The organism is Roseibium sp. (assembly GCF_048260565.1).
Lineage (GTDB): Bacteria > Pseudomonadota > Alphaproteobacteria > Rhizobiales > Stappiaceae > Roseibium.
The window spans coordinates 20,560-35,020 of sequence record NZ_JBLXGP010000005.1 but is presented as its reverse complement, the minus strand read 5'-3'; the positions used below and the strand labels follow the sequence as shown (position 1 = coordinate 35,020).

Annotated in this window: 13 protein-coding genes; 7 read left to right on the top strand and 6 right to left on the bottom strand. The window is 58.8% G+C overall.

Features of this window, described 5'->3' with window-relative positions; all coding sequences use genetic code 11:
- Nucleotides 1–70: 70 nt before the first annotated feature.
- Nucleotides 71–193 carry a hypothetical protein gene (locus ACN0SO_RS12955; protein WP_417678297.1) on the bottom strand — a complete coding sequence of 41 codons (123 nt, stop codon included), beginning with the start codon at nucleotides 191–193 and terminating at the stop codon, nucleotides 71–73.
- 162 nt (nucleotides 194–355) lie between these two features.
- Between ACN0SO_RS12955 and ACN0SO_RS12950 the strand changes: the two genes are divergently transcribed.
- Complete coding sequence (locus ACN0SO_RS12950; RefSeq protein ID WP_417678295.1) at nucleotides 356–1,267, top strand: LysR substrate-binding domain-containing protein; 912 nt, start codon at nucleotides 356–358, stop codon at nucleotides 1,265–1,267.
- An 18-nt stretch (nucleotides 1,268–1,285) separates the two neighbouring features.
- Here the strand turns inward: ACN0SO_RS12950 and ACN0SO_RS12945 are convergent, their stop codons facing one another.
- The 3 genes from ACN0SO_RS12945 to ACN0SO_RS12935 form a co-directional block, all read right to left on the bottom strand.
- On the bottom strand, nucleotides 1,286–2,104 hold the full coding sequence (locus ACN0SO_RS12945) for a sugar phosphate isomerase/epimerase family protein (protein ID WP_417678293.1): 819 nt from the start codon (nucleotides 2,102–2,104) through the stop codon (nucleotides 1,286–1,288).
- 103 nt (nucleotides 2,105–2,207) lie between these two features.
- Nucleotides 2,208–3,155 carry a 2-hydroxyacid dehydrogenase gene (locus tag ACN0SO_RS12940; protein ID WP_417678291.1) on the bottom strand — a complete coding sequence of 316 codons (948 nt, stop codon included), beginning with the start codon at nucleotides 3,153–3,155 and terminating at the stop codon, nucleotides 2,208–2,210.
- Entirely contained in the window at nucleotides 3,152–3,565 is a 414-nt protein-coding gene (locus ACN0SO_RS12935) for a VOC family protein (RefSeq protein WP_417678289.1), read from the bottom strand. Before ACN0SO_RS12935 ends, ACN0SO_RS12940 begins: the two co-directional genes overlap by 4 nt.
- A gap of 123 nt (nucleotides 3,566–3,688) precedes the next feature.
- On the opposite strand from ACN0SO_RS12935, the gene ACN0SO_RS12930 reads away from it, so the two are divergent.
- From ACN0SO_RS12930 to ACN0SO_RS12920, 3 genes are all read left to right on the top strand, one after another.
- Nucleotides 3,689–5,032, top strand: coding sequence for a hypothetical protein (locus ACN0SO_RS12930; RefSeq protein ID WP_417678287.1), 1,344 nt, complete (start codon nucleotides 3,689–3,691; stop codon nucleotides 5,030–5,032).
- Nucleotides 5,010–6,362: an aromatic amino acid lyase gene (locus ACN0SO_RS12925; protein ID WP_417678285.1), complete on the top strand. Its 1,353-nt coding sequence runs from the start codon at nucleotides 5,010–5,012 to the stop codon at nucleotides 6,360–6,362. The genes ACN0SO_RS12930 and ACN0SO_RS12925 overlap by 23 nt, the downstream gene beginning before the upstream one ends.
- Nucleotides 6,363–6,756: 394 nt before the next feature.
- Nucleotides 6,757–7,458 (top strand): GntR family transcriptional regulator, encoded by a 702-nt coding sequence (locus ACN0SO_RS12920; RefSeq protein ID WP_417678283.1) that lies wholly within the window; start codon nucleotides 6,757–6,759, stop codon nucleotides 7,456–7,458.
- A 40-nt stretch (nucleotides 7,459–7,498) separates the two neighbouring features.
- On the opposite strand, the gene ACN0SO_RS12915 is transcribed toward ACN0SO_RS12920, so the two are convergent.
- Together ACN0SO_RS12915 and ACN0SO_RS12910 are read right to left on the bottom strand one after the other, a co-directional pair.
- Nucleotides 7,499–9,127, bottom strand: coding sequence for a hypothetical protein (locus ACN0SO_RS12915; RefSeq protein WP_417678281.1), 1,629 nt, complete (start codon nucleotides 9,125–9,127; stop codon nucleotides 7,499–7,501).
- Nucleotides 9,128–9,225: 98 nt separating this feature from the next.
- On the bottom strand, nucleotides 9,226–10,785 hold the full coding sequence (locus ACN0SO_RS12910; protein ID WP_417678279.1) for an alkaline phosphatase PhoX: 1,560 nt from the start codon (nucleotides 10,783–10,785) through the stop codon (nucleotides 9,226–9,228).
- Between the two features lie 272 nt (nucleotides 10,786–11,057).
- Here ACN0SO_RS12910 and ACN0SO_RS12905 point away from each other — a divergent pair, with 272 nt between their 5' ends.
- The 3 genes from ACN0SO_RS12905 (at nucleotide 11,058) to ACN0SO_RS12895 (ending at nucleotide 14,277) form a co-directional block, all read left to right on the top strand.
- On the top strand, nucleotides 11,058–11,858 hold the full coding sequence (locus tag ACN0SO_RS12905; RefSeq protein ID WP_417678277.1) for a DeoR/GlpR family DNA-binding transcription regulator: 801 nt from the start codon (nucleotides 11,058–11,060) through the stop codon (nucleotides 11,856–11,858).
- Nucleotides 11,855–12,928 (top strand): ABC transporter ATP-binding protein, encoded by a 1,074-nt coding sequence (locus ACN0SO_RS12900; RefSeq protein WP_417678275.1) that lies wholly within the window; start codon nucleotides 11,855–11,857, stop codon nucleotides 12,926–12,928. Before ACN0SO_RS12905 ends, ACN0SO_RS12900 begins: the two co-directional genes overlap by 4 nt.
- A 65-nt stretch (nucleotides 12,929–12,993) precedes the next feature.
- Nucleotides 12,994–14,277: an ABC transporter substrate-binding protein gene (locus ACN0SO_RS12895; protein ID WP_417678273.1), complete on the top strand. Its 1,284-nt coding sequence runs from the start codon at nucleotides 12,994–12,996 to the stop codon at nucleotides 14,275–14,277.
- Nucleotides 14,278–14,461: the final 184 nt, after the last annotated feature.

The window sequence follows — 14,461 nt, the reverse complement described above, 5'->3', positions numbered from 1 at the left end:
ATGCGGACTGCATCGGGCGGTTTTCATTTCTGCCGTAAAACGGTGCCGGGAAGGGGCCCGGGCTGACGTCTTATTTCCGGCCCTTGGCGGACTGCTTGCTCGGAACCTGGCCCATGGTGCCGTTCTGAGCCGGCGCATAGGAGGAGAAGACGCCCAGAAGGGTGCTGCCGAGGATTTGTGCCAGATAGGTCATGGCGTTTCCTAACCTGTGGTTCGATCTGTGGTTTTCGGGAGGCGGTTGCCTAATTAGTTGGCCGCTTGCCTCGTATATGGGCGCCCATTGCCTTTCAATCAAACGAATTGTATTCATGATTTCGATCAAAAATATTGAACTGAATAAAACAGGCCTGCCGACATGGAAAATGTACCGAGCCAGGGCGCTCCGCTGATCGATCTCGATCTCTATCGCACCTTCTTTACGATTGCAGAAACATCAAGCTTTACAAAGGCTTCCGAGCTGGTTGGGCGTACGCCATCGGCCGTCTCGATGCAGATTAAGAAACTGGAAACCATATTGGGAGTTGCGGTTTTTTCACGGGAGGGTCGCGCTGTGCGCATGACTCCGGAGGGCGAAGCGCTGCTTGGATATGCCCGTCGTATCCTGAAATTGAATGAGGAAGCCGTCAGCCTGTTCCGTTCGCCGGATGTGGAAGGCGAAGTCCGGTTCGGCGCGCCGTCCGATTTCGGCACCCGGTTTCTGCCCAATTTCCTGTCCCGATTCGCCCGTTCCCATCCGGGGGTGAATGTGGACGTGGACCTTGACGCAAGTCCCGGGCTTGCCCGGAAAATGAGGAACGACGAACTCGACCTCGTTCTCTACACCGCGCGTCCGGACAGCGAGCTGCTGAAGGAAGGAGAAATCGTCTTCACAGAGCCGCTGATCTGGGTGGGCCTTGAGGGCGGGGTTGCCTATGAACGCGATCCGGTGCCGCTGGCGGTCTCCACCTCCGGCTGCCCCTGGCGGCGGGCGGCGAGGCTTGCCCTCGACAAGGCGGAAAAGCCCTACCGGATTTCCTATACGAGCTTTCACAGCGCGGGCCAGGAAGCGGCCCTTCTGGCCGATCTTGCCGTGGCGCCGTTTCCGGCGAGCGTGGTCGAGCCGCCGCTGCAGGCCCTCGACGAACGCCACGGCCTGCCGGATATCGGCAACTACCACATCATCCTGGCGCAGAACCCGCATGCGGGCAAAGCCACGCACGCCTTTGCCGACCACGTGAAGGAATGTTTCCGGGAGATGGCGCTCGGTATGAGTGCAACGGCGGGGTAACGGAACGCCCGTTGTCGCTTATTGCGCCAGGCCCAGGCTTTCCAGATGGGCGATGGATGCCCCAATGCCGGCGGGGTCGCGCAGCTCGATGATCAGGCGGGGCTTGCTCGTCAGGGCCCCAAGTGCCTCGAACACCGCTTGCCAGTTGACCGTGCCCTGACCGAGCGCCCAGTGGCGGTCGGCGTAACCGTCGGCATCCTGCAGATGGATGTGGCGGAGCCGGTTGCCGGCAGCCTTGACGTAATAGTCGACCGGCGGAGCGCCGGTGGAGCCGTGGGCATAATGGGCGTGTCCGGTGTCGATGGACACCGCGACCGCGTCTGAACCGAAGCTGTCGGCGAGGCGGACCCGGTCGTAAGGATCCTTGTCCTCGATGTTCTCGATCACCAGGTCGCAGCCGATGTCTTCCGCGCGTTTGACCGCATCCTTCATGGTCAGGTGGCAGAGCTCGACCAGCCGCTCGCGGCCGTTCGGATAATTGTCGAGATTGTTGTAGCTCCAGGTGGTGAAGGGGCTGTGCACGACCATATGGGTGCCGCCGAGTGCCTCGCAGACGTCCAGGCCCTGCAGCAGGCGCTTTCTGACGATGGCGCGGACCTCCGGATCCATGGTGTCGACCGCAAAGCCCCAAAAGGGGCCGTGAATGCCGACCCGGCCCTGATGACCGTCAAGCAGCTTCTTTGCCTGAGCGACGACGGACTGCCAGTCGCCGTTGAGAAGATCGGCATAAATGAAATCCTGCAGTTCCAGATCGCGGTGCTTTGCGAACATCAGGTCGCGGTGGATTTCAAGGTCTTTCAGCGTCATTGCCGCGCCGACGACGGGGAGGTCTGTCATGGATGTGCCTGTGTCCGGGAAGGGAATATTCCTGTTTCCCGGCTCTTAGGCAGGCTCCTTGACAACCGTGCGACAGTAAAGGCGTTCGGCCGATGTTTTTCGCTCAGTATCCCCGTTTCCGGTCGACGCTGTCGGGAATGGTACCGGTGTCCAGAAAGGCGCCGATATTCCTGGCGACGATCCGCGATGCGGTGGCAGGGATCGTGGGAGCGGTGATATGCGGCAGGACCGTTACGCCCGGATGGGACCAGTAGGGATGGTCCTCGGGCAGGGGTTCGGTGACGAAGACATCGAGCACCGCGTGATCGAGCCGACCGCTGTCCAGCGCTGCGAGCAGGGCCTCGTCGTCGACGATCGGTCCGCGGGCGAAATTGATCAGCGAGGCGCCGTCCGGCAGAAGGCTCAGGGCTTCCGCATCGATCAGTCCGCGGGTTTCCGCGGTCAGCGGCATGAGCAGAACCAGAATGTCCGACTTTGATAGAACGGTTTTCAGGCCGTCGGCGCCGTGGTGGGTTTCGACCCCGACGAACTGTTTTTCCGTCCGGCTCCAGCCGCACACGGAAAAGCCGTGGTCCCGCAGGCGGGCGAGCGCCTGGCTTCCGAGCTTCCCGAGGCCGAGAATGCCGACGGTGCGCTCTTCGGGCAGTTTCAACGGATGTTCCAGCCAGACCCGGTCGCGTTGCTGGCGGGCATAGCGGGGCATGTTCCGGTGCAGGTACAGGGTCCAGGCAAGAACGGCTTCCGACATGGTCTCCGCCATCTGCGGATCGGTCATACGCACGATACGCGGTCCGTCCGCGGGAAGTTCGGAAACGAGGCGTTCGACACCTGCCCAAAGGCTCTGCACCCACTTCAGGTTCGGCAGGGACGCGACGTCCTTCGGGTCCGGGTTGGCAACGATGGCGACCTCGGTTGCGTTCCGTTCCGCCTCGGACAGTTCATCGAAGGGCTTCAAGGTTGCGATGTCCTTGAGCGCGGCCGGCAGATGCCGGACCCACAGGGCCAGTTCGTCTTCCTGGGCGCGGAGGATCATTGGGACGACCGGCTTCATGATGCGAAAATCCCGCTGGTGTCGGCGAAGCCCTTGACCTCGATCGGATTGCCGGAGGGATCGCGGAAGAACATCGTGCTTTGTTCGCCCGGTTCGCCCTTGAAGCGCACGGTCGGCGGGATCACGAAGGCGATTCCGGCCTGTTCAAGCTTTTCGGCCAAAGCCGCCCAGGTCTCCATATCGAGAATGACGCCCAGATGCGGCATCGGCACCATGTGGTCGCCTACCTTGCCCGTGTTCGTTGTCTCGAACGGGGTTCCCTTGTGCAGGGAGATCTGATGGCCGAAGAAATCGAAGTCCACCCAGGTGTCGGTGCTGCGGCCTTCGCGGCACCCCAGAAGAGCGCCATAGAAGGCGCGGGCCTCGTCCAGATCGGTCACATGATAGGCAAGGTGAAAACAGGACTGCATTATTCTTGTAACTTTCCTTTGAGCGGGTTTTCGCTCCCGGTTGATTGTTCAGGAGGTGAGGGGGAAACTTATCGGTAGCTATTTCAGTTGATGGTCTCCGTGATCGCCTACAGGAGCTTTATTGTGAAGTTTGGACTAAGCACGCCTTTTCGCACTCTTATAAATTTAGAAACAGAATCGTTTTCGATTCACAAGAAACGATCTCTGGCGGCAATGGCGGAAGCGCTTGCGCGTGTTCAAATGCCGGACTGTATCGCCGATGTGAAATTGATCGAAGCCGATGTTGGCGACTCCAAGAGAGGGTTCAAGAGTTTGAACGACGACCAGGTTGCCTGGTTCAGTTCTCCAATCATCACACTCAGGATCGACGCGCAATATATGCTGGATTTGATCAGCGCAGAATTTGACGCGAAGTTTCAGAAAGTCGGTTTGACACGTTTCGGCATTGGGCATGTTTCTGTCGAATTCTACGATAATACAATCGCTGTTCTGTCCGTATCCGGTTCTACAGAGTTGGAACCCGTGGATCATGAAGTCGATCCCTGTGATATCGAATTGTTATTTTCCGAAGTTGGCGAGTTTATCTCCAACAGGATCAACAAGTTATTTGTTTCCGATTTTCTGGTCGCCCTTTCCGACGTGGAAAAGAAATACAAACGTGTTCGCCTGATGCGGCCGCCAAAGCGCTTCGAGGTGTTTTCAGACGTCAACGATCATCCCTTTCCAAATTGGGACGAGAGCGTGAACGCGTGCTTCTGGACGCACCGGGTGTTTTCGCTCCAGGGCATCGAGAATGAAGCCTATGCCAGGAAGGTGTTACGGTGTGACGAGATCTTCAGGGAAGGCTGTCATGTAGGGGATGGTTCGGTTTTTCATGTGGGCACCAGCTTTATTCCCCACGATCACCTGATAGATGAGTTTCTTTTTTCATCCAGCATCGCGCAATATTACTTCTGCCTGTTCGATGTTCTCAATTCCAATCAGAATCATATTTTCAGACAGATATCCCTCGAAGAGGCCAAGCGAGCACTTCAGAGACTGATCGTCAGGTATTCCAGAATGGAAGACTTCGTTGGTTATGTGGAGAATGAATTCATTGATGTGGATCTTTCTCTTCAGTCTACTCGGAAAAAATACTTTGTGAATATGTGCAAAGTATTCGAAGTTAATAAGTTGATAGAAATCATAAAGGGAAGAGATCTTATTGTTGAAGCGAGAATAAAGAGGCGAAGTTATTTCGTTGGCAGGACTGACAGACGTGTCGTTCGCTTCTTTTTGGCGTTTCTTGCTTCATTTCAAGTTTTGCAGCTTGTTGTTGATCTTTTTGCTTTCACGGACAGTCCGAGAAGCAATATCGTATATGGTATTCATGACTTGTTTTCGCTCTTTGATTTTAATTTGACTACAAATATTCTCTCGGTGTTGCTAATAGGTGGAGCGATTTATGCCTCGTACAAAGGCGAGTAAAGAACTGAGCTGTTTTGTGGCGGCATGCAGAGAACGCAAAGTCGATGACTTTTTGCGAGATCGTGCTGAACTCGTAAATGAAAGATATTCGTCTTTTATCCGGAATATCGACCCCTCCAAGAAAATATACGGTCTGAATACATTTCCGGGGCATAAGGAAGGTCAGGCTCCGTCGCCTGACTATATTTCCCGCTATCAGAGCGATTTGATCGAAAATCATTGTTTGCCGGGAAAAACTTTTTTCCCGAACGATTTTGGCATTTTCGTATCGTTTGCGAAGGCCTATTCGATCTCGTCCGGGAGCACTCTCGTTTCCGGAGATTTCTATCGAAGACTGCTCACGCTTCTTCCGGATCGGAATTACGCGCCACAAATACCTCGAAACCTGTCTTACTCGTCAGGTGACGTCATTCCGGCGTCTCATTGGGCTCGCCGCACCCTGCAACTCATGGACGGATATCGTTTGCAGCCCGGGGAGGGAATGGCACTGATCAATGGTTCATTTGTGCATGTCGGAGGAACGGTCTGGGCATTCACGCATTTGGACCGGATCTGGCAAGGGTTCCTGCAGAACAGTCATCTGTTTTTCAGCACTTTTGCTTCCGTTCCATATGCGCCGCTGAGAGGCGATGATCCCGAGTTGTCGCGGATTTTCGATTTTCTGTACGAGGGCAGAAAAGAAGGGCGGGGCGACTCTCAGGGACCTGTGTCCATCCGCTGTACCGAGGAGATCGTCTCGGCGTTTTATTCATCCTTGCAGCAACTGGTTCTGGAACTGGAGGGGAGCCTCCGTCGACCGAGCGGAAATCCTCTGATCGTGGGCGATGAAAATCCGGTTTCGATGCCGAGCGGTTCTTTCGTGAATCCCGGACTGTCATTAATCCAGGGGCAAGTGATCGACGCCATTCTTATGCTTGCGTGGTATGTGTATCGCAGAATTGAATATCTCCTGAGCGGTTCGGTGGAAAACGTCGCCCGGGATTTATCCGATACCGGCACGCCGCTTGGGTGGATCCAATGGCCGAAAGCGGCGAGAGCGAAACTGGAACGTATGCGGAGCAGATATTCGCGTCGTGTTTTCGTTTCCGGCGATTCGACTTCCCACGGAGTGGAGGATTTCTGGAGCAACGGATTGAGCCTTGTTGAGGACATGGAATCCATATGCCAGGAGTTCGAAGAGTTGCTGGACTGGGAGCATGCGGTCATTAAGGCTGCGGGCGCCGGGCAAGCGGACACAGAGGTGTCAAGGTCGACCGACGCCGGCGTTCCGGACGCTAAATTGGAACAATTCTCATTCATTCAGGCGTCGCGGATGCCCTTGCCAATGTGAGCCGGAATCCGTCTCGATCGTGCCACCGAAGCCTGCCGCAAACGACGCCAGGAACGGTCGGCTGTCTGTTCAGGGTGCGTGCTTCAAGATCTTAACGTCGAGCTCTGAGAACTTGGCGCGGCACTTCATTGCTGCATAATTCTAGGTTTGGCTTCCGCGACTTATTGCGGGTTTTTGTATGTATAGTATTTTGAATACATAGCCCTTTACTCGAAATAACCATGTTTCACACTATTCCGGAAAGCAGCGGCGAGGGTATTTCGCCGATCCGATAAAATGCTATTGTAATTTTTAACGATAGATATCGACTTTCCCGTCAGAAGGGGGCTGATTTGAACCTGATCCTCCGGGACTGTCAGCGGGAGCCGGGCAGAACCGTGGAAACAGTACTCGTATGCCATTTGAGATAGGGTCTTCGGCGCTGATGCACACAAGATCAAAAAACACACGCGTGGACGATGCTTATGATCGTCTCAAATTCGAAATTACACATTCCAAGCTCCCCCCGGGTTCACAGGCTCCGGAGCCCGATATCGCCGAAAGGCTCGGCATGAGCCGGACCCCGGTTCGCGAGGCGCTGATCCGTCTGGAGGCCGACGGACTGGTTCATCTGGTCCCCAGGCGCGGCGTAAGGGTCCTCGGCGTTTCGTCAAAGGACCTCGTGGAGGTCTACGACATCCTCAGCGCTCTCGAGCCTTTGGCTATCTCCAATCTCGCCAGCCGGACGATTGCCTCCAAAGACCTTGAAAAGCTTGAAGAGCTGATCAGGGACATGGACATGGCTCTTGAACGCAACGATATCGACAGCTGGGCGGACGCCGAGGACGGTTATTACCGGCTGCTGCTGGCTTTGGGCGAGAACCGGCGTCTGGAAAAGGTCGTGCTCGGGCTTTATGACCAGGTCAGGCGCGGGCGTATGGTTCTCCTGCGGCTGCGCGGCGTTCCCGTGGCAACGGTCCAGACCTACCGGGACATCCTGGCGGCAATCGTCAGCGGCGACGGACCGGGCGCCTATAAACAATCTCACGCCTGCAGGCGGAGAACCCTGGAGACCTTTTGCGAGTTGTTCCGGACGAGCCAGCTGTCGCAGATCTAGGGTACGGACCCAATTCTCGGCTTCCCCTGAAGCTCCTGTCTCAGTCCACGCCCCAATCGAGACGGATGTCGTGCGGAAAACGCAGCTCGCGTGGCAGCGTCGGCGCGGTCGCCTCGTCGATCCGGGCATGGACGTTTTTGGGCGGAACGACCGTTGCATCGCGGCCGTAGACAAACGTCTGCCCGGCAACAATCGTTCGGTAGGCCTTGTCCAGCATCAGGGCCCGCTCCGGGCTCGGCGTGATCAGGTCGTAAACGGATTTGCCCGCGACCGCCTCCTCATTCACCGTGCCGTCTTCTGAGAACCAGCGTTCCAGCATTTCGGTGTTGGAACGGAACTCGTCTCCGCCGCCCACGCGCTTCAGATAGGTCAGGATTTCGCCGACCTCTTCCCCCTTGTTGGGGGCGTCGGTCATGGCACGGTAGTCGATATAGCCCCAGCCATCGGCGCCCCGTTTCTTGCGCGGGAACGCCCAGGTCTGATCGATATTCGCACCCACGCTCGCATGGCAGCCGCGGCAAAAGAACTGCTCTTCATTGGTTTGCGGGCGCAAGTGGCCGTCCGCATCCTCGATGAAGCCGACCATGGTCCAGCCGAAGCCGGTGTCCATGCCCCGGTCACCGAGATCGATGTATCTCGGCAGGTTTTCGTCGATCTTCTCCTGAAGCTCGTTGCCATAGCGCGAACGCGCCTCGGAAAGCGTCAGCTTGCGCGTCTTCACCATGTAGCGCAGCTCCTTCATCCGCTTCGGTATGACGATCTCGTCGCCGTCCACGCCGACATAGCGGACCGAATGCATGAATTCCGTCCCTTGCGGATAGGTCATCCGGGTCAGGGGCTCGCCGTCGGCCGCACCCAGATAGGTGTCCCGGCGCAGGATCTTGCCGGTCCGTCCAAGCGTGCCGTTGCCGTCTATGTCGGCGCCGATCTTTTCCTCGTCGACGTCCGGCAGCGTGACGCTTTGAAGATCCTGGAATGCAATTTCCAAAAGGGCGAGGTTCGCCGTGTAGATATCGCGGGAGGGATTGCCGTCCGCGTAGGAGCGAAAAGCCTCGGGAAGCCGGATCAGGACATCGTCGGTGGAGCCGTTCGTGGGCCAGAAGGTCGACGGCTGGGGCTTGTAGTTGAATGCCACCCAGCCCGATCCGTCGCGCGCGTGGCCGTGTTCGTCGAAGGCCTTAGCCCCTTCCGCGTAATCGGCAAGGTCGGGAACGAAGCCGGTCCAGTTCCGCGCCTCGAGACGTGCGGGCAGGGGGCTGTAATTGTCCTCGCCGACATAGGCCAGGATCTCCTCGTCCGATATCGCGGCGACGGCTTCGCTGCGGTCGACGAAGAGGTTCACATGATGATTGGTGAGGCCGGCCTCGGAGAACTCGTAGGCCTGCTGCAGGGAGCCGTCCTGCATGAAGTTGGGACGTTTCGGGTCGTCGTTGTTCTGGTGGCAGACGTAGCAGGGATTAAATTTGCCCTCGATCCGGGTGTAGCACTGGGGCGGGACCGGCGCTTCCGGATTGTAGATGCGGCCGGCACGGGCCAACTCGGTCGACGACGGCCGGGCGGTCATGATCTCTTCTGTGGTCATACCTTCAAGATTCAGTGTCGCCGCGATAGCAGCCGCGGCAGCGCCGAGGCAGGCCAGCATGGCAATCGACAGGGTCGCAAGTCTCATCTGAAGCCGTCCCACATTCAATGGATATGCTCTAAATCAAGAAGGGGGCGGTCGCCGCGCCCCCTTCAATTGCTCGTTACGAACAGACGCTTTCCGTCTTACATCGAAGAGGCTTTCCAGAGCCACATGGCGTTGTTTTCGTGGTTGCCGGTGTCTTCGCCGATCAGCACGTCGCCATTTGCCAGGACGGCGATGTTGTCCGGATTGGCGACGCTGTCAGTGGCGCAGGCGTTGGCCGCGTTGTTCTTGTCATAGGCGCCGCCGGCGACGACCGGGGTCATCTTCTGGACGTTGAAGTTGTCGTCCAGCTTCATCTGGTAGACCACGCCGCACTTGTTTTCGGCAACCTGGATGTCGCCCTTGTCGTCGGCCATGCCCTTGGAGACTTCGGACATCGCCATGTACATGAAGGGAACCGAGCCGTCGGCAGCGGCAACCTGGTTGATCTGCACGCCTTCCATCTTGCGGAATTCGGCAGTGGCGCCCTTGGCAGCCGCGGCGCGGCGGCTTTCAAGGAAGGCAACCCGGTTGTCGTCGGCTTCGCCCTCGGCCCAGGCCGCGACCTCGGCATCGGAGATGTAGGACGTCTCGCCGGCCTTGTAATCGTCCTTGGTAATGCCGTCATACTCGGCGACCCAGCTCGCGATTTCATCATTGGAGGCATGGGCCAGTTCGATCCAGGAAATCTGGAAGGGAGCCTTGGAGGCTTTCGTTCCGGGTTCCGCCATCTGCGTGATCTTTGCTGCGTAAAGCGTGCCGGAGCTCAGGTCGCCCGCCTTGTCGGCAACGAACTTGTAGAAGACCACGTTGGTGCCGTCGTCGGACATGTAGACCGTTTTCCGGTCCGGCATGACGATGGCGTTTTCGTGGCTGTAGCGGCCCAGTGCCATCTGCTTGACCGGGATGGCGCGGCCGGCCGGGTCCTTGATTTCGACGATGTAGCCGTAGTCATAAGGGTTCGGATATTCGCCCTTGTAGTTGGCCAGGGCATCGACGCCGTCGATGTATTTGTAATCCGGATTGTTCCAGTCGGCCGTGTCGTCGAAATAAAGCTCTTCCGACGTCAGCGGCGTGTTCCACGGGCTGACGCTGCCGAAGCAGTTGACCCAGGTGCCGCCGACGGCCGTGAAATCGATCATCCGGACGTCGTTCTTGTCGACGGTCCACGTCCCGTCCGCAGCGCGGGACAGCTTGGCGCGGGACATGCCACCCGGGCGGTCTTCCCAGTTGGTGAAGAGATAGCCTTCGTTCTCTCCGGTCCTGATGAAGCCGTTGAAGTCCGGATCGTTCGACGTCTTGATGACGCCGCCGGCGCCCTCGATCTTGCCGACCGTGTCAAGGTCGCCTTCCTGGAGAAGGATCTGGTACGTGCCAAGCGACGATTTGACGACCGCCTTTTCATCGCCTTCGGGAAGCGGGGATTCCTTGCCGGAGAAATCGGCATTCGAGATGACGCCGACGGTTGCCTTCGAGAAATCGGACTTCAGGTCGTCCGACGGATGCTGGACGTTGAAGAACAGATCGCCGCCTTCGAGGTACATCCCGGTAATCTCGGCGCCGAGCGGAACGGTAACGACGCGGGTGAGAGAGTCTGCAAGGGCGGCTGAGGAGAGGCAGGTTGTTGCTGCCAGGGCAAAGGCAAGGGTCTTGATTTTCATCTCTGTTGGCTCCCGGTACGGTGGCTGTTTCAATCGCGCTCGCGCGCTTGATGCTCGCAAGTAACCGCAATTTATTTCAGTGTTGTGTCGGTCTTCAGGGCTACCACCTGAAACCATATTCCTTTCGCCTCGCAATTTATAGGAGCGGGCGCGCAGCCCTGTCATGGGATGTTCATATGAACGTCTAAGAAGGTTCATATGAGCGCGCTAACCAGCATGCGGACGGCCCGCGAACCGCGTGCCGCCATTTTGACCGTTTTGGCGAAATGGAGATGACAGACTTGCGCATGCAGCTCGCTCTAGACATTACAAAAAGACAGGCGGAGATCACGGATCTCGTGCAAAAGGCGGGGTTCGCGTCGGTCGAGGAACTGGCCGAGCGGTTCGATGTGACCACCCAGACGATCCGCCGGGATGTCAACGGGTTGTGCGAGCTGGGTATTCTGCGGCGCACGCACGGTGGGGTCGAGCCTCCGGCCCCTGCTTCCAATATTCATTACAATACGCGCAAGATCCTCAATCTCGGGGCAAAGCAGCAGATCGCAAAGACGGTTGCCGCCGAAATCGCGAATGGCCAGTCGCTTGCCTTCTCGATCGGAACGACCCCGGAAATCGTCATGCAGGCGCTTGCCGGCCACGAGAGCCTGCACGTCTTCACCAACAACCTCAATGTCGCCATCAGTGCGTCGAACAATCCGACGTTCCAGGTGACCATCGCCGGCGGGCGGCTTCGCCACGGCGACCGGGATATCCTCGGCGCCTCGGCGCAGGAGTTTTTCGCCAACTACAAGGTCGACGTCGGGATCTTTGGTGTTGCCGGCGTGGACGAGGACGGCACGCTGCTCGACTTTCACGAGGACGAGGTCGCCGCCCGCCAGTCGATCCTTTCCAACTGCCGGAAATCCTTCCTGGTGCTCGATCACAGCAAGTTCGGCCGCAGCGCCCATGTTCGCGGCGGTCATATCCGCGATGTGAGCGCCATCTTCACCGACCAAACCGTTCCGGGCCCTGTCGCCGAACTTCTGCGGGAAAGCGGCTCGCGGATCGCCGTCGCTCCGGAGGATGCGAAATGAACAAGTCCTTCGACAGGAAATTAGCTGGCAAATCAATTGAATTGCAGGCCGTCGCAAAGGTGTGGGCCGGTACGCGTGCCGTGGACGGTGTGTCCATCCGGGTGCCGGCCGGATCCTTCACCGCGCTGCTCGGCCCGTCCGGTTGCGGCAAGTCGACCACGCTACGGATGATCGCCGGACTGGAGACGGTCGACGAAGGCCAGATCCTGATCGGAGGGGAAGACGTCTCCAGGCGCCCGTCCTCCCAGCGCGACCTGTCCATGGTGTTCCAGTCCTATGCGCTGTTTCCCCATCTGAACGTGGCGGAAAACATCGTGTTCGGCCTGAAGGTCCGCAAGGTTGCGAAGGCTGAGCGCGCAGACCGGCTGAAGCGGGTCGCCGACCTTCTGGGGCTCTCACCCTATCTCGACCGGAAACCGGCGCAGCTCTCGGGCGGGCAGCAGCAGCGGGTGGCGCTGGGCCGGGCCATCATCGGCGAGAAGCCGGTCTGCCTGATGGACGAACCGCTGTCCAACCTGGATGCAAAACTGCGCCACGAGATGCGCGTCGAAATCCGTGCGCTGCAGCAGCAGCTCGGCTTCACGATGGTCTATGTGACCCACGACCAGGTCGAGGCGATCACCATGGCCGACCAGGTGGTGCTGCTCAATCAGGGGCGCCTGGAACAGGTGGCCAGCCCGCGCGAGCTCTACGCGGAACCCGTATCGCCCTTTGCCGCGCGCTTTATCGGCACGCCGCCGATGAACCTCCTGCCCGCGGCTGCCTTCGACCGGCTCACAGGAGCGGGAACACTGCAGCTCGGTATCCGTCCGGAGGCGATGCGGGTCGACGCAAACGGCCCGATCCGGGCGCAGGTCCAGACGGTGGAATATCTCGGCGCCGACACGCTGGCCGACTGCCTGCTGGGCACGGCGCCGTTCCAGGTGCGGCTGTCCGGCGACAGCCGGATTGCGCCTGGCGAGACCCTGTCGCTCGGGTTCGACGTGGCGGACCTGCATGTCTTCGACGACGCCACCGGCGGGCGCCGGGACGATCTGATTTCCGAAATTGGAGCGCAGTTGCGCTCCTGAAAAGCTGTGCCGGAAGGCGCAGGACAGCCGCAATCTTGCGGGGCTCAAACCAAGGATGATTTGAGATGTTGAAGTCCACTCTCTTGAAGGCCGTTGCCGCAACGGCGCTTTCATTCAGCACCTGGGCCTCCGCCCAGGCTGTTGACCTGCAGTTCTATTTCCCGGTTGCCGTCGGCGGCAAGGCCGCTGAAACCATCCAGGGTCTGACCGACGCGTATGCCAAGGCGCATCCGGATGTGAACATCGACGCCGTCTACGCCGGGTCCTACCAGGACACGGTCGCCAAGGCGATCACCGCATCGCGCGGCGGCAACCCGCCCCAGCTTTCGGTGATCCTGTCCACGGACATGTTCACCCTGATCGACGAAGACCTGATCGTACCGTTCGACGATTACCTGACCTCCGACGAAGACAAGAAGTGGATTGCCGGCTTCTACCCGGCGTTCATGGAAAACAGCCAGACCGGCGGCAAGACCTACGGCATTCCGTTCCAGCGGTCCACGCCGGTTCTCTACTGGAACAAGGAAGCCTTCAAGGAAGCCGGTCTCGATCCTGAAACGGCTCCGGCCACCTGGGAAGAAATGGTCGTGTTCGGCAAGAAACTCACCAAGACCGACGCTTCGGGCAATGTCACCCAGTGGGGCGTGCGCATTCCGTCCTCCGGTTTCCCCTACTGGCTGTTCCAGGGTCTGGCGATCGAAAACGGCGTGACCCTTGCCAATGCGGAAGGCAACAAGACCAACTTCGACGACCCGAAAGTGGTCGAGGCGCTGCAGTACATGGTCGACCTCAGCACCAAGGACAAGGTGATGGCTCCGGGCATCATCGAATGGGGCTCCACGCCGAAGGCCTTCTTCGAAGGTCAGACCGCGATGATGTGGACCTCCACCGGCAACCTGACCAACGTCCGCGACAACGCTCCGTTCGAATTCGGCGTCGGCATGCTGCCGAAGAAACTGCAGCGCGGCGCACCGACCGGCGGCGGCAACTTCTACCTGTTCAAGGGCGCGTCCGAAGAGCAGACCAAGGCGGCCGTTGACTTCGTGAAGTGGATCACCGCGCCGGAACAGTCCGCCAAGTGGACCATGGCAACCGGTTACGTCGCACCGCGGCCGGAAACCTGGGAAACCGACACCATGAAGAAATATGCGGAAGGCTTCCCGCAGGTTCTCGTTGCACGCGACCAGCTCGAATTCGCCAAGGCCGAGCTGTCCACCTATCAGAACCAGCGCGTCACCAGCATCTTCAACGATGCGCTTGCCGCTGCCATCACCGGCCAGAAGACCCCGGAAGCAGCGCTGAAGGAAGCCCAGGCTCAGGCCGACGCGATCCTGGCGGAATACCGCTAGGCCGACTTCGGAGGGTGGCGGTCACTGTCACCCTCCGGTTTGCATGGTCCGCGTTTTCGCGGACCTGCCGGTTTCCCCGGGGTGGGACTGCCCGGATGACGGGCGCAGAGGGTCCTGCCGCTGTCTGTCCTGTCGTCCCATCCCGGGGAAACTCTCCGAGGACTGCTTTTGAAGATAAAGAACG